This window comes from Microtetraspora niveoalba (assembly GCF_001570405.1).
GTDB classification, from domain to species: Bacteria; Actinomycetota; Actinomycetes; order Streptosporangiales; family Streptosporangiaceae; genus Microtetraspora; species Microtetraspora niveoalba.
This window is the reverse complement of sequence record NZ_BBYM01000007.1, coordinates 218,084-234,973: the sequence shown is the minus strand read 5'-3', so window position 1 is coordinate 234,973 and position 16,890 is coordinate 218,084. Positions and strand designations below refer to the sequence as shown.

The 16,890-nt window shown below is 71.8% G+C and carries 15 protein-coding genes; all 15 read right to left on the bottom strand.

Annotation, left to right across the window (positions count from 1 at the left end; genetic code table 11):
* Positions 1-198 precede the first annotated feature (198 nt).
* Positions 199-2,772 carry a phenylalanine--tRNA ligase subunit beta gene (locus tag AWQ70_RS07850; RefSeq protein WP_067172195.1) on the bottom strand — a complete coding sequence of 858 codons (2,574 nt, stop codon included), beginning with the start codon at positions 2,770-2,772 and terminating at the stop codon, positions 199-201.
* Positions 2,772-3,872 carry a phenylalanine--tRNA ligase subunit alpha gene (pheS, locus tag AWQ70_RS07845; RefSeq protein ID WP_067172194.1) on the bottom strand — a complete coding sequence of 367 codons (1,101 nt, stop codon included), beginning with the start codon at positions 3,870-3,872 and terminating at the stop codon, positions 2,772-2,774. Before pheS ends, AWQ70_RS07850 begins: the two co-directional genes overlap by 1 nt.
* A gap of 185 nt (positions 3,873-4,057) precedes the next feature.
* Positions 4,058-5,152, bottom strand: coding sequence for a sensor histidine kinase (locus AWQ70_RS07840; protein WP_067172190.1), 1,095 nt, complete (start codon positions 5,150-5,152; stop codon positions 4,058-4,060).
* Between the two features lie 97 nt (positions 5,153-5,249).
* Positions 5,250-6,089 (bottom strand): TrmH family RNA methyltransferase, encoded by an 840-nt coding sequence (locus tag AWQ70_RS07835; protein ID WP_067172188.1) that lies wholly within the window; start codon positions 6,087-6,089, stop codon positions 5,250-5,252.
* Positions 6,090-6,158: 69 nt separating this feature from the next.
* Positions 6,159-6,539, bottom strand: coding sequence for a 50S ribosomal protein L20 (gene rplT, locus AWQ70_RS07830; RefSeq protein WP_067172185.1), 381 nt, complete (start codon positions 6,537-6,539; stop codon positions 6,159-6,161).
* A gap of 24 nt (positions 6,540-6,563) precedes the next feature.
* A complete protein-coding gene (gene rpmI / locus AWQ70_RS07825; RefSeq protein WP_067172183.1) occupies positions 6,564-6,758 on the bottom strand; it encodes a 50S ribosomal protein L35 in 195 nt (64 codons plus the stop codon).
* Between the two features lie 131 nt (positions 6,759-6,889).
* On the bottom strand, positions 6,890-7,468 hold the full coding sequence (gene infC, locus AWQ70_RS07820; RefSeq protein ID WP_281196848.1) for a translation initiation factor IF-3: 579 nt from the start codon (positions 7,466-7,468) through the stop codon (positions 6,890-6,892).
* A 297-nt stretch (positions 7,469-7,765) separates the two neighbouring features.
* Positions 7,766-8,611: a shikimate dehydrogenase gene (locus AWQ70_RS07815; RefSeq protein WP_067172177.1), complete on the bottom strand. Its 846-nt coding sequence runs from the start codon at positions 8,609-8,611 to the stop codon at positions 7,766-7,768.
* Positions 8,608-9,747, bottom strand: coding sequence for an endolytic transglycosylase MltG (gene mltG, locus AWQ70_RS07810; protein WP_245646826.1), 1,140 nt, complete (start codon positions 9,745-9,747; stop codon positions 8,608-8,610). Before mltG ends, AWQ70_RS07815 begins: the two co-directional genes overlap by 4 nt.
* A 774-nt stretch (positions 9,748-10,521) precedes the next feature.
* Positions 10,522-11,016: a Holliday junction resolvase RuvX gene (gene ruvX / locus AWQ70_RS07805; RefSeq protein WP_084516631.1), complete on the bottom strand. Its 495-nt coding sequence runs from the start codon at positions 11,014-11,016 to the stop codon at positions 10,522-10,524.
* 29 nt (positions 11,017-11,045) lie between these two features.
* Positions 11,046-13,718, bottom strand: a complete 2,673-nt coding sequence (gene alaS / locus AWQ70_RS07800; protein ID WP_067172171.1) for an alanine--tRNA ligase — start codon at positions 13,716-13,718, stop codon at positions 11,046-11,048.
* 1 nt (position 13,719) lies between these two features.
* Positions 13,720-13,974 carry a hypothetical protein gene (locus tag AWQ70_RS07795; RefSeq protein ID WP_067172168.1) on the bottom strand — a complete coding sequence of 85 codons (255 nt, stop codon included), beginning with the start codon at positions 13,972-13,974 and terminating at the stop codon, positions 13,720-13,722.
* A complete protein-coding gene (locus AWQ70_RS07790) occupies positions 13,971-14,372 on the bottom strand; it encodes a DUF948 domain-containing protein (protein WP_067172166.1) in 402 nt (133 codons plus the stop codon). Before AWQ70_RS07790 ends, AWQ70_RS07795 begins: the two co-directional genes overlap by 4 nt.
* Positions 14,373-14,618: 246 nt before the next feature.
* Positions 14,619-15,935 carry a replication-associated recombination protein A gene (locus AWQ70_RS07785; RefSeq protein WP_067172164.1) on the bottom strand — a complete coding sequence of 439 codons (1,317 nt, stop codon included), beginning with the start codon at positions 15,933-15,935 and terminating at the stop codon, positions 14,619-14,621.
* A gap of 360 nt (positions 15,936-16,295) precedes the next feature.
* On the bottom strand, positions 16,296-16,742 hold the full coding sequence (locus tag AWQ70_RS07780; protein ID WP_067172162.1) for a DUF2231 domain-containing protein: 447 nt from the start codon (positions 16,740-16,742) through the stop codon (positions 16,296-16,298).
* Between the last annotated feature and the right edge of the window lie 148 nt (positions 16,743-16,890).

Below are 16,890 nucleotides of genomic sequence, written 5' to 3'. Positions count from 1 at the left end.
AACTTCCCTTCGCGAGAAGCCGGGGGTAGAGGGGGGTTCGATTCGCGCGCGAATATGAGGGCTGCTCGCCTCCGGACGATACTCGTTGGTAACCGATGGATCAATGGGTGATTTCGACCGCGGCGGCGAGCCCCGGACACGGCGATGCCCGCCCGGCACACGGCCGGACGGGCATCCCCTTCAGACGATCGGCGCGGGTCAGACGCCGCGCAGCCGGGCCCCGGTCCGCTCGTGGGCGAGCGCCACGGCCGCGTCACGGGCCGCCGTGGTCTCCTCGACCGTGAGCGTGCGGTCCGGCGCGCGGAACCGCAGCGTGTACGCCAGGGACGCGTGGCCCTCCTCCACCTGCTCGCCCGTGTACACGTCGAACAGCCGGACGGACTCCAGCAGCTCGCCCGCCCCCTCGCGCAGCGCGGCCTCGACCTCCGCGACGGTCACCTCGGACCGGACGACCAGCGCCACGTCCTGGGTCGCCACCGGGTACGCCGAGACGGCCGGCGCCTGCACCGGCCCCGGCGGGGTGAGGAGCGACAGCTCCAGCTCCATCGCGGCGGTGCGCGGCGGCAGGCCGCACGCCTCGACGACGCGCGGGTGCAGCTCGCCGGCGTGCCCGATCAGGACGTCGCCCGCGTACAGCGCGGCGCAGCGGCCCGGGTGCCACGGCTCGTGCCGGTCGGCGCGGACCTCCAGCTCGACGCCCGCCTCGCGGGCGACGGTCCGAGCGGCCTCGATCGCGTCCGCCCAGGTCGCCTGACGGCCCTGGCCCCACCAGCCGGACCGGTCGAACTCACCGGCCAGCACCGCGGCGACCCGCTGCGGCTGCCGCGGCAGCGCGCTCTCGATCTCCGCGAGCTCTCCGTCGGTCGGCCTGCGCTCGACCGTGAGCACCGGCGCGGCCGCCGGGGCGTCCGGCTCCGGCCGGTAGACCAGGCCGGTCTCGAACAGCGCCACGTCGCCGAAGCCGCGGCCCACGTTGCGTACCAGCGTCTTCAGCAGGCCCGGCAGGAGGGTGGTCCGCATGAGCGGCTCGTCCTCGCTGAGCGGGTTGAGCAGCCGGGTCGCCCGGCGGCGCGGGTCGTCCTTGGAAAGCTGCAGGTTGTCCAGGTCGCGTACGCCGATGAACGGGTAGCAGAGCACCTCGACGTAGCCGGAGTAGGCCAGCGCGCGGCCGACCCTGCGGCGCAGCCGCTGCTCCTCGGTCAGCCCGGCCCCGGCGGGGGCGGCGGGCAGCACCGAGGGCAGGTGCTCGTACCCCTCCAGCCGGATGACCTCCTCCGCCAGGTCGTTCGGGTCGGTCAGGTCCGGCCTCCACGACGGCGGGGTGACGGTGAGCGGGTCGTCGCCGCGAACGGCGAGCTTCTCGCGCAGGTCGCCCGCCGACCCCGCGCCGGAGACGACGCCGGTCGCGGCCACGCCCCCGCCGCCGGACACGGCGGTCTCGTCGGCGGCGACGCCTTCGACGACCGCGCAGCCCACCTGCTCCAGGCGGCGGATCACGGTCTCCCGCGTGTACGGCAGGCCCGCGACGCGGCCCGGGTAATCGGACGGGATGACGACCCGGACCGGAGCGACGTCCACCTGGGCGTGCGTGACGCCCGGGTCGGCGGTGCCGGAGCCCAGCTCGACCAGGAGCCGCACGGCGCGCCAGGAGGCGGCCAGCGGCAGCTCGCGGTCCACGCCGCGCTCGAACCGCTTGGACGCCTCGCTGACCAGGCCGTGGCGGCGCGACGCCCGGGCGATGCCGGTGGCGGAGAAGTGCGCCGCCTCGATCACGATGTCGGTCGAGGAGTCGGAGATCTCCGTGTGCAGGCCGCCCATGGTGCCGGCGATCGAGATCGGCCCCGAGGCGTCGGTGATGAGGATGTCCTCCTCGTGGAGCTTCCTCGTCACGTGGTCGAGCGTCTCCAGGGTCTCCCCCGCGCCGGCCCGCCGTACGACGATCTCGCCGGACAGGCGGGACCGGTCGAACGCGTGCAGCGGCTGGCCGAGCTCCAGCATGACGTAGTTCGTGACGTCCACCGCGAGCGAGACCGGCCGCACCCCGGCGCGGATCAGCCGCACCCGCATCCACAGCGGGCTCTCGGCGGCCGGGTCGAACCCGGACACCGAACGCAGCACGAACCGGTCGCAGGCGGTCGGGTCGGCGATCGACGCCGGGTGGGACGGGCCGGACGCGGCCGGGAGCTCGATCGCCGCCGGGTCGTGGAACGCCACGCCGAACGCGGTCGCCGCCTCGCGGGCGACGCCCCGGATCGACAGCGCGTAGCCGCAGTCGGGCGTGATCTCCAGCTCCAGCACGTCGTCGCGCAGGCCGAGAAGCTCGACGACGTCCGCCCCGATGGGCGTGTCCTCCGGGAGCAGCAGGATGCCCGGGGAGGACTCGGCGATGCCGAGCTCGGCCTCGGAGCAGATCATGCCGTCGGACTGCCGCCCGTACGTCTTGCGGGACCCGATCTCGAACCCGCCGGGCAGGACGGCGCCGGGCAGCGCGACCGGTACGATCGCGCCCTCGGTGAAGTTGGTGGCGCCGCACACGATCTCGCGCGGCGCGGCCTCCCCCACCTCGACGAGGCAGTGCCTGATCGGCTTCTTGAAGCCGGCGAGCTCCTCGATGACGACGACCTGGCCGACGACCACGTTCTTGATCTCGTGGCCGTGGGAGGTGATCGCCTCGAGCTTGAGACCGGCGGAGGTGAGCTTGTCGGCCACCTCCTGGGCCGTGACGGCCGGGAGATCGACGTACTCCCGCAGCCAGGAGAGCGGGACCTTCATCAGACCTCCATTCCGAACGGCAGGGTGAAGCGGATGTCGCCCTCGACCATGTCGCGCATGTCCTCGACGTTGTTTCGGAACATCAGGGTGCGCTCGATGCCCATGCCGAACGCGAAGCCGGAGTAGACCGACGGGTCGACGCCGCACGCGATCAGCACGCGCGGGTTGACCATGCCGCAGCCGCCCCACTCGATCCAGCCCTCCGACTTGCACGTACGGCACGGCGGGTTGCCCGGGGAGGCCGACGCGCCGCGGCAGACGAAGCAGCGCAGGTCCATCTCGGCGGACGGCTCGGTGAACGGGAAGTAGTTGGGCCGGAACCGGGTGCTGATGCCCTCGCCGAACATCACCTCGGCGAACCGGTCGAGCGTGCCCTTCAGATGGGCCATGGTCAGGCCCTTGTCGACCGCGAGCCCCTCGACCTGGTGGAAGACCGGCGTGTGGGTGGCGTCCAGCTCGTCGGTGCGGAAGACCTTGCCCGGGGAGACGACGTACACCGGCAGGTCGCGCGAGAGCAGCGCGCGGATCTGCACCGGCGACGTCTGGGTGCGCAGCACCTTGCCGGACGCGGCGCTCTCGACGAAGAACGTGTCGTGCTCGGAGCGCGCGGGGTGGTCCGTCGCGATGTTCAGCGCGTCGAAGTTGAACCACTCGCCTTCGAGCTCGGGCCCCTCGGCCACCTCGTACCCCATCGCGACGAACGCGTCGGCGACGCGCTCCTGGAGCGTGGTCAGCGGGTGGCGGGCGCCGCGGGGCCGCCGGTCCCAGGGCAGGGTGACGTCGACGGTCTCCTCCACGAGGACCCGCGCGTCACGCTCGGCCTCCAGCTCGGCCTGGCGCGCGGCGAGCGCCTGCCCGATCGCCTTGCGCGCGCCGCCGATGCGCTTGCCCGCCTCGGATCGCGCCTGGGGCGGCAGCGCGCCGATCTCGCGGTTGGCCAGCGCGATCGGCGAGCGGTCGCCGACGTGCGCGAGCCGTACCTGCTTCAGTTCGTCGAGGTCGCGCGCCGCCGCGATCGCGGCGAGGGCGTCGGCCTGTGCCCGCGCGACCTCGTCGGCGTGCAGTGGCGTCACCTCGACCGGGTCATAGGTGTTCGACAAGAGAGAGCTCCGTATCCAGGGCTTAAGCGTGCACGAGTCTAGTGCCGGATGGGTCAAGATACGCCCCCGCCAAGATCGGCGAAGGGCCTCCGGCACCGGCCCGCCGGCCGTGGGGCCGACCGGCTCCGGGGCGCCCACCGGGCTGAGATCGGCTCCGACGCCGGCGGTGGGATCGGCCGGTGAGGTCAGGCGAAGTCAGGGGCCCCGGTGGGCACGGTAAATCGGAACTCGGCGCCGCCGCCGGGCGCGCGCTGCACGCTGATCGTGCCGCCGTGGGCCTCGACCAGGCCCTTGACGATGAACAGGCCGAGGCCGGTGCCGCCCCGCCGGCGACCGTTGCCGCGCCAGAACTGCCGGAAGACGCGCGTGACCAGTTCGGGCGCGACGCCCTCACCCTGATCGCGCACGGACACGGTCACTCCCAGATCGACGGCTTCGACCACTGTCGTCACGGTACCGCGCCCGTGGCGTACCCCGTTCTCCAGCAGGTTGCCGAGGATCTGATCGATCTTGTCCTGGTCGAGCCAGGTCTCGGGCAGCTCGCCGCGCACCTCCAGGTGGAACCGGTCGGCCGGCTCCCCCGCCGCGACCCGGCCCTCGATGAGCCGGCGGGCGCGGGCGGGGATGTCCACGACCTGGCGGTGGACCTCCAGGCGGCCGGACTCGATCCTGGACACGTCGAGCAGGTCGGTGATCAGCCGGGTGACGCGGTCGGCGTCGGCGTTGACGGTCTGGAGCATCACGAGCTTCTGCGCGTCCGTGAAGCGCTCCCATTTGGCCAGCAGCGTGGCGGTGAAGCCCTTCACGCTGGTCAGCGGCGACCTGAGCTCGTGCGCGACGGTGGAGACGAGGTCGGCCCTGCTGCGCTCCAGCCGGGCCCGGGCCGAGGCGTCCCGCAGCGTGACGACGACGCGGACCACGGGCCCGCCGCGCTCGGGGCGGCGGACCAGGCGGGCGGCGAGGAGCACCTCCGGCCGCCCCGGCAGGTGCACCGGCCGCTCGGGCTGCCGGGTCCGGGTGGGCAGGCCTCCGTGCGGGTCGAGGCACTTCCACCAGTCGCGGCCCTCGGGGTCGCGGAACGGCAGCGCGTCGGTGATGTGCCGGCCGATCGCCGCCCCGCGGGCCACTCCGGTCAGCCGCTCGGCGGCTCGGTTGACGAGCAGGACGACGCCTTCGGGGTCGGCCACGACCAGGCCGTCGGGGAGATCGTCGGCACAGACGTCCGCGCTCCCGTCCGCGACCGGTCTTCGGGCGCCCCGGGGAGTGCCCTCACCTCGCACGAGACCGCCTCCCTCGATCCGGTGAAAGCGCGCCGGATGGGGGCCCGCACGCGCTTCAAGGCCGACAATAGCGGGTTTCCCGCTCCGGTCGGCCTTCTCAGACCGCGGGGGTGGACGGATCTTCCACGCGATGTAAGGTCTGCCGCTGCGCCCGCGCCGAGGCGTACAGGCAGACCGCGGCGGCGGTGGCCAGGTTGAGGCTCTCCGCCCGCCCGTAGATCGGCACCCGCACCACCTCGTCGGCGAGTTCGAGCAGCGCCGGGGGCAGCCCCCACGCCTCGTTGCCGAACAGCCACGCGGTCGGGACGCCGAGATCGACGTCGTCGAGGGTCGCCTCGCCCGAGCCGTCCGCCGCGAGGACGCGCAGCCCGGCGGCGCGCACGTGCCGCACCGCCTCGGCCACCGGTGAGCCGGTGGCGACGGGAAGGTGGAACAGGCTGCCCGCGCTGGCCCGGACGCACTTGCCGTTGTACGGATCGACGGAGGCGTCGGTGAAGACGACGGCGTCGGCGCCGGCGGCGTCGGCGGTGCGCAGGACGGTGCCGGCGTTGCCGGGGTCGCGGACGTGGGCCAGGAGGGCGACCAGCCGCGTGCCGGACGGCACCGCCTCGGCGAGCGGGACGTGGACGAACCGGCAGACGCCCATCAACCCCTGCGGGGTGACGGTCTGGGCCAGCTCGGCCATGACCTCGCCGCTGACCCGGAACACGGGGACCCCGGCGGCGGCCGCCACGCCGACGATGTCGGCGTGCCGGATCTCGGCCTCGGCCGTGGCGAACAGCTCGACCGTCACGCCGTCGAGCGTGAGGGCCTCGCGTACGGCCTGCGGCCCCTCGGCCAGGAAGGCCCGGTCGCGGTCCCGGAAGGCGCGCTTGGCGAGCCGCCGTGCGGCCTTCACCCGCGGGGACCTGATGTTGGTGAGCTCGGTTCCGGCCATGCCTTCCCTCGTCAAAAGGGGCCCACCGGATGCCGGTGAGCCCCTATGAATGCTGAATCCGCGTACGGCTCAGGCGACCGGCGCGTTCACGTCGGCCGGCAGGGCCTTCTTCGCCGCCTCGGCCAGCGTGGCGAACGTCTGGGCGTCGTTCACGGCGAGGTCGGCGAGGATCTTGCGGTCCACCTCGATGCCGGCGAGACGCAGGCCCTGGATGAACCGGTTGTACGTGATGCCGTTCGCGCGGGCCGCGGCGTTGATGCGCTGGATCCAAAGGCGCCGGAAGGTGCCCTTCTTGTCCTTGCGGTCCCGGTAGGCGTACGTCATCGAGTGGAGCATCTGCTCCTTGGCCTTGCGGTACAGCCTGGACCGCTGCCCCCGATAGCCGCTCGCCCGCTCGAGGACGACCCTGCGCTTCTTCTTGGCGTTGAGCGCCCGCTTCACGCGTGCCATTTTGTTCAGTCTCCCCGGGGTCGGTTACTTCGCGAGCAGCTTCTTGATCTTCTTGGCGTCGGCGTCGGAAACGATGACGTCGCCCTCGAGCCGGCGCGTACGGGTGGACGGCTTGTGCTCGAAAAGGTGCTTCCGGTTGGCCCGCCGGCGAACGATCTTGCCGGAGCCGGTCAGCCGGAACCGCTTCTTCGCACCGCTGTGCGTCTTCATCTTCGGCATCTCAGCCGTCTCTCCCTCGTTGGTCGTGCCGACGGCCCGGGCCGGTGACCCGAGCCGATGGCATGCCTGGCTCTGCGAGACCTCCCGGTCTCGGCTTCTCCATGCGTGTCTGATCCGCTCAGACGGGCGCGTCACTCCGCGGCCGTGGATTCCGGCTCCGCGGACTCCGGCTCGCGCTGCGCCTTGGCCGCGGCCTTCTCCGCCTTGGCCTCGGCCTTCTTCTTGTGCGGGCCGATGACCATGATCATGTTTCGCCCGTCCTGCTTGGGCTGTGACTCCACGAAGCCCAGCTCGGTGACGTCCTCGGCGAGCCGCTGCAACAGCCGGAAGCCCAACTCCGGCCGGGACTGCTCGCGACCCCGGAACATGATCGTGACCTTGACCTTGTCCCCCGCCTTGAGGAAGCGCACGACGTGACCCTTCTTGGTCTCGTAGTCGTGCGGGTCGATCTTCGGCCGGAGCTTGATCTCCTTGATGATCGTGTGTGCCTGGTTGCGACGGGCCTCGCGCGCCTTCATGGCCGACTCGTACTTGAACTTGCCGTAGTCCATGAGCTTGCACACGGGCGGCCTGGCCGTCGCCGCGACCTCGACCAGGTCGAGATCGCTCTCCTGGGCCAGCTTCAGTGCATCGCCGATCGAGACGATGCCGACCTGCTCGCCGTTCGGGCCGACGAGGCGAACCTCCGGCACGCGGATACGATCGTTGATGCGGGGCTCGGTGCTGATGGGACCTCCAAAGGACTTCCGCTTGATGCTCGACCGTGCGGGAAAAACACAAAACCCCGCACGTCACGCATGCGGGGTCACTGAGCTCTCTCATGGAGAGAACCCTGGTTGTGATCCTTGACCCGTCCGCCTTTCGGCCGATCAGGTGGGAGGAGGACCTCCGCTTGCGCGTCCAGCCGGCATGCCGGACCGATCGATTGACAACATTACCACAACCCGGCGGCCGCCCCGGCTATTCCGTGTTCATGGCGCTCGCTTCGCTCGCGCGGCTCGGGGCGGCTACTTCGCCGCCGCGGCGCGCCTGCGGATCTCCGCCTCGCCGGCCGCGCGCATCTCCTCGACCGGGACGTCCGTCCGGCCGGTCATCAGCTCGACCTGCCGGACCGCCTGGTGCAGGAGCATCGGGAACCCGCCGACGACGACGGCGCCCCGCTCCCGCGCGACCTCCGCGAGCGTGGTCGGCCAGGGCGCGTAGACCACGTCGAAGACCGCCTTCGCCCCCGCGGCCCTGTCCGCCACGTCGTCCGCGGCCCCGGCGGGGAGCGTGGAGACGACCAGGTCCACGTCGGCGTCGACGTCCTCGAAGGTCCGTACGGCGACCGCGACGCCGAGCCGCTCGGCCACCTCCAGCGTCTCGGCGGCCCGGGACGGCTCGCGCACGACCAGCGTCACCTCGCGCAGGCCCGTCTCGCGCAGCGCGGCGATCGCGGAGGCCGCCGTCGCGCCCCCGCCCAGGATCGAGGCGCTGGACGGCGCGGTCACCCCGGCCTCGGCCAGTGCCCGGACGATGCCGTACACGTCGGTGTTCTCGCCGTGGCGGCGACCGTCGCGGAAGACGACCGTGTTGACCGCGTTCACCTCGACCGCGAGGTCGGAGACCGTGTCGAGCAGCGGGAACACCGCACGCTTGAGCGGCATCGTCAGCGACAGCCCGGCCCACTCGGGGCCGAGCCCGGCGACCAGCTCCGCCAGGCCGTCCTCGCCGCACTCGATCGCGTCGTACCGCCAGGCCGAAAGGCCGAGGCCGGCGTACGCGGCGCGGTGCAGGATCGGCGAGAGCGAGTGGCGGATCGGGAGGCCGAGCACCGCCGCGCGGCGCGGCCCCCCTCCGGCAGTTCCGGTCATCCGTGGTTCCGGTTGAACTCTTCGCGGAGCTTCCAGAACTCCGACTCCTTGTCGGTGAACTTCGTGATCCCCTTCTTGGGATCGACGGTCACGAAGTAGAGCCAGTTGCCGTCCGCGGGCTTGAGCGCGGCCTCGATCGCGTGGTCGCCGGGGTTGGTGATGGGGCCGGGCGGCAGGCCGGTGTGCATGTACGTGTTGTACGGCGACGTGCTCCTGAGATCGGCGTCCGTCGCGGCGATGCCGTACTTGTTCAGGCCGTACATGACGGTGCTGTCCATCTGGAGCTTCATCGGCGGGTTCAGCCCGAGGCGGTTGTAGATGACGCGGGCGACCTTGGGCATGTCCGCCTGGCTGCCCGACTCGGCCTGGACGATGCTCGCGATGGTCATGATGTCGTGGGCCGAGTAGCCGAGTTGCTTGGCCTGGCGCTCCAGGTCGAGCCGCTGGGCGGTCTGGTTGAAGCGGTCGACCATCTTGATCAGGATCTGGGGCGCGGTGAGCTTGGGCGAGACCTCGTAGGTGGCGGGGAAGGCGTAGCCCTCCAGCCGTCCATTGGCGTACCGGGGGAGGCCGATGTCCTTCTTGGCGGCCTTCTTGAACTCCTCGACCGGCCTGCCGGTGGCGGTGGACAGCTTGGTGTAGATCTCGCCGAGCCGCAGGCCCTCGCGGATCGTCAGGTGATTGAGCACCCGGTTCTTGGGGTCGAGCATGGTCACCGCCGACTCCGCCGACATGCCCTTGCGCAGGGTGTACTCGCCGGGCTGGAGCGAGGAGCTCTTGCCGGCCGCGCCGATGGCGTTGACGAACGCCCGCGCGCTGGCCACCACGCCCTGCCGCTCGAGTTCCTGGGCGACGTCGGAGGCGGTGGCCCCCTCCTTGATCTCGACCACTACCTCTCCGGTGCCCTTGCCGGTGAAGTCCTTGGGCACGAGAAGGTCGCGGAACCAGTTGAAGCCGAGGTATCCCGCGCCGCCGAGCACCCCGGCGACGATGAGGATGGCGAAGAAGGAGGCCGCGAATCCCTTGCGGCGCTGCCGGGTGCGCCGGCGGCGGCTGCGGCGCCGCTGACTGCGGTTCGGACCGCGGGCACGGCGCCGGGAGGGCCCGTCATCGTCGGAGCCCAGCAGGAAGTCCATATCGAGATCATTCATAGTGCGCTGGCCAATCTCTCGGTACGGCGCGCCACGCGTCAAGCGAGTGTGCGGAACCGAGGGGGTTCCGGCGTTCGATTACGCGCCCGCCTCCTTGAGAGGCGGGCGTGGGCCCCCGGTTCCGGGCGGGCCTTCCCTCCAGGGAGGGTACGGCGGCCCGGGCCTCCGGCGGGCCAGGACGGTCCTTCCGGGCTGGGATGGTCATGTCCTAGACGGTCCCTAGGTACGCGTTCAACTGTTCCCGGTATTTCACGAACTCGCCCTCTTTGTCAGTGAATTTGATGATCCTATGGTGAAGATCGGTTCTGACAAACCGGTACCAATCGCCCGTTTTGGGGGCGAAGTTCACTAAGTATGGCATTAGTGCCGGATTAGTCGACTCAGTCGGCCGAAGAACGGGACCGCCCGCGGATCGGCCCGCGCGGCCGTAACCGCCGTCACATGGGATCACCCGTCCCGAGGCGCGCCGCGGTGGGATCACGCGGCCGAGAACGCCGGAACGAGGACGGGGAACGCGGCGGCACAGGGCCACGCGGGAGGCGTCCCGCCTCGGGAAACCGCGGACGGCGCCGCCACGACGTGGGGATCCTCGGCCGAGAACGTCGGAGTGGGGGCCGGGGTCCGGACGGCCGCACCCGGACGCGCGGGGCGGAACCTCCGCGACGTGAAAGCCGGCGGCCGCGGCCGCCGCGCGACGCGAGCGGGCCGGCGAGGCCGCCGGAGGGTGGGAGCGGGCGGCCGGGGCCGCCGCGAAGGGCATCAGCCGCCTCCGCCGCTCGCCTTCCCGTCGCCGGCGTCGCCCGGCGGCCTGAGGGGTCGGCCCGGCGGCCGCCCGGTGGCCCGCTCGGAGTCGAGCGCCGCCTGGAGCAGCACCACGGCCGCCGCCTGGTCGATGACCGAGCGCTGGTTCTTCGCCTTCACACCACTGGAGCGCAGGCGCTGCTGCGCGGTGACCGTCGTCAGCCGCTCGTCGAAAAGCCGGATCGGGATCGGCGCGAGCCGCTCGGCGAGAAGGGCGGCGAACTCGCGCGCCGCCCCGGCCGCATGACTCTCCCGCCCCGAGAGCGAGGTGGGCAGGCCCACCACCACCTCGATCGCCTCGTGCTCGGCCACGATCGCGGCGATCCGCTCCACGTCGCCCCGGCCGCGCCGTACGGTCTCGACCGGCGTGGCGAGCAACCCCGAAGGGTCGCTGCGCGCCACGCCGACGCGTACGGATCCGGCGTCCACGCCGAGTCGTACACCTTGCCTCATGGCCGGTTCTCCCCGAAAGAGCCGGCGGATCAGGTGAGGGACGAGGAGATGGTCTCCTCCACCGCGCGCAGCGCGTCGCCGATCGCCTCGGCGCGGGTCCCGCCGCCCTGCGCGACATCGTCCTTGCCGCCACCGCCACCCCCAAGCGCCTTGGCGGCGACGCCGACCAGTCGCCCGGCCTTCAGGCCGCGGTCGCGTCCCGCCTCGTTCACCGCGGCGACCACGACCGGCCGATCGGTGGGGACACCGGCGACGACGACCACCGCGGCGCGGTCGCTCGGGAATCGGCCGCGCACGTCGAGGGCGAGCTTACGCAGGTCGTCGGGGGAGGTGCCAGCGGGCGCGCGGTGCGTGACGACCGAGACGCCGCGCACGTCGGCGGCGCCGGCGGCCAGCTCGCCCGCGACCGCGAGCACCTGGGCCGAGCGCAGCTTCTCCAGCTCCTTCTCGGCGGCGCGCAGCCGGCCGACGATGCCCTCGACCCGCTCGGGAAGCTCCTCGCGGCGGGTCTTGAGCTGCTCGCTGAGCTGGGCCACCAGGACGCTCTCGCGGGCCAGGAAGCGGAAGGCGTCCAGGCCGACGAGCGCCTCGACCCGGCGCACGCCCGCGCCGATCGACGCCTCGCCGAGCACCTTGACCAGGCCGAGCTGGCCGGAGCTCGCCACGTGCGTGCCGCCGCACAGCTCACGGGAGTAGTCGCCGACCTCGACCACGCGCACCTCGTCGCCGTACTTCTCGCCGAAGAGGGCGAGCGCGCCCATGGCGCGGGCCTCCGACTGCGAGGTGTAGAACGCGTTGACCGCGAGGTCGTTGATCAGGACGGCGTTGACCTCGTCCTCGACGTCGCGCAGGACGCTCGGGGCGACCGCGCCGGCCGCGGTGAAGTCGAAGCGGAAGCGGCCGGGAGAGTTCTCCGAGCCCGCCTGGGCCGCCGACTCGCCGAGCGCGTTGCGGAAGCCGCGGTGCACGAGGTGGGTCGCGGTGTGGCTGCGGGAGATCGCGCGACGCCGCTCCAGGTCGATCTCGGCCTGCGCCTGCTCGCCGACCCGGATCTCGCCGGTGCGGACCTTGCCGCGGTGCACGATGAGGCCGCCGATCGGCGACTGCACGTCGACGATCTCGACCTCGGCGCCCCCGGTGCGGATGACGCCCTGGTCGGCGAGCTGGCCGCCGCCCTCGGCGTAGAACGGCGTCCGGTCGAGGACGATCTCGAGGGTCGTGCCCTCCCCCGCCGCCGCGACGGCGCCGCCGTCGACGATCAGGCCGATGACGTTCGCCTCGGCGGTCGTGTTGTCGTACCCGAGGAAGTCGACCCGGCCGGCCTTCTCCAGCATCCCGCTGAAGACGGAGATGTCGGCGTTGCCGGTCTTCTTGGCCGCCGCGTCCGCCTTGGCGCGGTCGCGCTGCTCCTTCATGAGGCGGCGGAAGCCCTCCTCGTCGACCTTGAGCCCCTGCTCGGCCGCCATCTCCAGCGTCAGGTCGATCGGGAAGCCGTAGGTGTCGTGGAGCTGGAACGCCTGGTCGCCGCTCAGGCTCGGCGCGCCCTTGCGCTTGGACTCCTCGACGGCCGCGTCGAAGATCGCGGTGCCGGTGCGGAGCGTGCCGAGGAAGGACGTCTCCTCCGCGTCGATGACCGTGTGGATGTTGGCCGCGTCGTTCTTCAGCTCGGGGTAGAGGTCCGCCATCACCGCGATGGTCGTCGCGGTCAGCTCGTGCATGTACCGCTCCTCGCCCGCGCCGAGCAGGCGGAGGTTGCGGATGCTGCGGCGCAGGATGCGGCGCAGGACGTACCCGCGGCCCTCGTTGGAGGGCAGGACGCCGTCGGCGACCAGCATCACGCCGGCGCGCATGTGGTCGGCCACGACGCGCAGCGACACGTCCGCACGGGCGTCCCGGCCGTACTTCGTGCGGGTGAGGTCGGCCGCCCGGTCGAGGATCTTGTACGTGGTGTCGATCTCGTAGATGTTGTCGACGCCCTGCAGGATCGCCGCCATGCGCTCCAGGCCCATGCCGGTGTCGATGTTCTTGCTCGGCAGCTCGCCCGCGACGTCGAAGTCGACCTTGCTGCGGACCGCGCTGAGCTGGAACTGCATGAAGACGTTGTTCCAGACTTCGAGGTACCGGTTCTCGTCGGCGACCGGACCGCCCTCGCGGCCGTACTCGGGGCCGCGGTCGTAGTAGATCTCCGAGCAGGGGCCGCCGGGGCCCGGCACGCCCATGTGCCAGTAGTTGTCGGCGAGGCCGCGGCGCTGGATGCGGTCGAGCGGGACGCCGACCCTGTTGTGCCAGATGTCGGCCGCCTCGTCGTCGTCCTCGTAGACGGTGACCCAGAGCCGCTCCTCGGGGAAGCCGAAGCCGCCGTCGGACTCGGACCTGGTCAGCAACTCCCAGGCGAACGGGATCGCGTTCTCCTTGAAGTAGTCGCCGAAGGAGAAGTTGCCCAGCATCTGGAAGAACGTGGCGTGCCGGGTCGTCTTGCCGACCTCGTCGATGTCCGGCGTGCGGATGCACTTCTGGACGCTCACCAGCCTCGACGCGGGCGGGGTGCGCTGGCCCAGGAAGTAGGGCTTGAAGGGCACCATTCCGGCGGGGACGAGGAGCAGCGTCGGGTCCTCGGCGACGAGGCTGGCCGAGGGCACGACGGTGTGCCCGCGCTCTTCGAAGAAGCGCAGGAAGCGGCGGGCGATCTCTGCCGACTCCATTTCAGCGGCCATCCTTTACGTCGTGGTCGTGGTTTCTGTCAACACTTTCGAGTCCCATGCGGGAGCGCAACTCGGTTTCCCGCTCCCGTGCGATGGCGCGGACGTCCCCGGCGAACTCCACGAGCTCGCCGGCGAGCCCGGCGGCCCGGCCGGCCGCGCGTCTGGCGACGCTCTCCGGCCGCATCGCCTGAAGCTTACGCATCGCCCAGACGGCGAGGAACGCGCCGACGGAGATGTAGAAGAACCGGCGGATCACGGGCGGCGCCCTCCGATCGCGCGCCGGTCCCGCCGGGCCAGCGCCTCGCGTACGCCGTAGCTCAGGGCGGACAGCTTGATCATCGGCCCGGCGAACAGCATGGCGGCGACACCGGTGATCTTCACCATGTTGCCGCTGACGTCCCTGACGTTCTCCGTGATCGCCTCGACCGCGACGAGCTGGCGGTTCGTCTCGTTGACCGTGTGGCCGACGTCCTCCAGGAGCGGCACCACCCGGTCGCTCAGCTCGGACACCGTCTTGGTGGTCTCGGTGAGCAGGCGGGCCAGCCTGACGAGCACGACGGCCATGAAGCACACCAGGATCGCCCAGAACATGGCGACGATCAGACCGGCGACCTCTCCCGCGGTCAGACCGGTGACCTCTCCCGCGGCAAGCATTTGCGAATCCGTCCCCTCGGTAGGTGGCAGGCGCGTGGCTTCGCTCGAACCCGCGCCACTCGCCTGGAGGCGCGGCGGATTCGGCTGGAATGGCAAGACCCTACCGCGAACGCCGGACACGCCGAGGCCAACCACGCCTTCACCGGGCTCTCCCCGCCCCCCGGCGGGCGCTCTCCGGCCGTCCCGCGAGGCGCTTCTCCCGCCCGGGCTCCTCCCGTACGTCTCCCGGCCGCTCGCCGCGCCCGGTCAGGCGCCGCCCTCGCCCCGCAGGAAGCCGCGGATCCGCGCCCAGCGCTCGGCGAACCTGGCCTCCGCGCCGTGCTTGGTCGGCCGATAGTAGCGGCGGTCCCTGAGCTCCTCCGGGGCATAGTCCTGCCGGACCAGGCCGTGCTCGAAGTCGTGGGGGTACTGGTAGCCCTTGCCGTGGCCGAGCTTGCTCGCCCCCGGATAGTGGGCGTCGCGCAGGTGCGAGGGGATCTGCCCGACCATGCCGCGCCGTACGTCGTCGGAGGCGGAGCCGATGGCCGACACCACCGCGTTGGACTTGGGCGCGAGCGCACAGTGGATCACCGCCTGGGCGAGGTTGATGCGCCCCTCGGGCAACCCGATGAACTCGACCGCCTGCGCGGCGGCCACGGCCACCTGGAGGCAGGTGGGATCCGCCATGCCCACGTCCTCTGAGGCGAAGATCACAATCCGGCGGGCGATGAAGCGGGGGTCCTCCCCCGCCTCGACCATTCGGGCCAGGTAGTGCAGCGCGGCGTCCGCGTCGGAGCCGCGCATGCTCTTGATGAACGCGCTGACCACGTCGTAGTGCTGGTCGCCCTGCCGGTCGTAGCGGACCGCCGCCTTGTCGACCGCGCGCTCCACCACCTCGATCGTGATCTCGTCGGACAGCAGCGCCGCCGCCTCCAGGTAGGTCAGCGACCGGCGCGCGTCGCCGCCGGCGAGCCGTACGAGCTGGTCGAGCGCGTCGGGGTGCAGCGTGGCGCGCCCGTCGAGGCCGCGCGGGTCGCGGACCGCCCGCTCCAGGACGGAGCGCACGTCGTCCTCCGCCAGCGACTCCAGGGTGAGCAGCAGCGACCGCGAAAGCAGCGGCGAGATGACGGAGAAGAACGGGTTCTCGGTGGTGGCGCCGATGAAGGTGACCCAGCGGTTCTCGACCGCGGGGAGCAGCGCGTCCTGCTGGGCCTTGTTGAACCGGTGCACCTCGTCCACGAACAGCACCGTCTGCCTGCCGCTCATGCCCAGCTCGCGGCGGGCCTGGTCGATAGCCGCGCGCACGTCCTTGACGCCGGCGGAGACGGCGGAGATCTCCACGAACCTGCGCTTGGTCGCGCCCGCGACGACGTAGGCCAGCGTGGTCTTCCCGGTGCCCGGCGGCCCCCACAGGAACAGGGACATGGGGGCCTCGCTCTCGACCAGCCGGCGCAGCGGCGTGCCGGCGCCGAGCAGGTGGCGCTGTCCGATCACCTCGTCCAGCCCGCGCGGGCGCATCCGGACGGCCAGCGGCTCGTGGCTCCTGTGGGCCTCCTCGGCCACCGAATCGAACAGACTGTCCACAAGCCCGACTCTAGCCGTTCCGGCCGATGCGTCCCGCCGCCGAGCGAAGCGAGGCAAACAAACGAGAGGGGCGCGGCGGTGTCTGGACTGAGGAACGAGCGGGCGAGGAACGAGTCCCGAGTGACGAGGGAAGACATCGCCTGAAAGCGCCCCGAGCCCGCCGAGCGCAGCGAGGCAATCAAACACAGAGGGGCGCGGCGGTGAAGTAACCGACGAGCGAGCGGGGAGCGAGGAACGAGCGAGCGGGGAGCGAGGAACGAGCGAGCGGGGAGCGAGGAACGAGCGACTCCGAGCGAGGAGGGCACGAGCCGACTTCGGGCGCCCCGAGCCCGCCGAGCGGAGCGAGGCAATCAAACGCAGTCAGCCGCCCCAGACCGCGGTCGCGCCGCTGTGCCCGGCGCGTACGACGTAGTAGCACGCCACCACGGCGAGGACGACGGAGGCGGCGGACAGGGCGGCCCCGGCGGCCTTCGGCCACCTCCTCGCGGCGAAGACGAGCAGCAGGGCGACCACGCCGAGCGCGGCGGTGCTGAACAGCAGCGGGTTCGCGAAGCCCTCGTGCGCGGAGACGGCGGGCGACGGGTGCCCGGCGAAGAGGTTCCGTTCGAAGGACTCGCCGCTCTCCTTCGCCACGTACACGGCGACGGGGGCGCCGACGGCCGCCAGGACCAGGATCCAGTCGAGCTTCGCGCGGAACCTCGGCAGCACGGCGTAGCCGACGGAGAGGAGGGCGAGCAACGGCGTGAGCACCACGGCCGCGTGGACGAGCAGGGGGTGGACGGGCAGGCCGAGGATCTCGTCGAACATGGGCGTCGCTCCTGGCTTCGTGATCGTGGCAGGGTGTTCCCTCACCCTGATGCGGACGTGATCACGGCGAGGCTTTCAGAGAGATGTGAGAACAATATGAGCGCACCGGGCGTCCGCCCCGCGTAAACGACCCGCCGTGCCCCGCCCG

What these genes read in the sequence shown, in the direction of transcription:
- AWQ70_RS07850 (WP_067172195.1), bottom strand. Translation starts at nt 2,772, where the DNA reads ATGAAGGTCCCGCTCTCCTGGCTGCGGGAGTACGTCGATCTCCCGGCC.
- AWQ70_RS07835 (WP_067172188.1), bottom strand. Translation starts at nt 6,089, where the DNA reads ATGGCCGGAACCGAGCTCACCAACATCAGGTCCCCGCGGGTGAAGGCC.
- rplT (WP_067172185.1), bottom strand. Translation starts at nt 6,539, where the DNA reads ATGGCACGCGTGAAGCGGGCGCTCAACGCCAAGAAGAAGCGCAGGGTC.
- rpmI (WP_067172183.1), bottom strand. Translation starts at nt 6,758, where the DNA reads ATGCCGAAGATGAAGACGCACAGCGGTGCGAAGAAGCGGTTCCGGCTG.
- AWQ70_RS07815 (WP_067172177.1), bottom strand. Translation starts at nt 8,611, where the DNA reads ATGACCGGAACTGCCGGAGGGGGGCCGCGCCGCGCGGCGGTGCTCGGC.
- mltG (WP_245646826.1), bottom strand. Translation starts at nt 9,747, where the DNA reads ATGGACTTCCTGCTGGGCTCCGACGATGACGGGCCCTCCCGGCGCCGT.
- ruvX (WP_084516631.1), bottom strand. Translation starts at nt 11,016, where the DNA reads ATGAGGCAAGGTGTACGACTCGGCGTGGACGCCGGATCCGTACGCGTC.
- alaS (WP_067172171.1), bottom strand. Translation starts at nt 13,718, where the DNA reads ATGGAGTCGGCAGAGATCGCCCGCCGCTTCCTGCGCTTCTTCGAAGAG.
- AWQ70_RS07790 (WP_067172166.1), bottom strand. Translation starts at nt 14,372, where the DNA reads ATGCTTGCCGCGGGAGAGGTCACCGGTCTGACCGCGGGAGAGGTCGCC.
- AWQ70_RS07780 (WP_067172162.1), bottom strand. Translation starts at nt 16,742, where the DNA reads ATGTTCGACGAGATCCTCGGCCTGCCCGTCCACCCCCTGCTCGTCCAC.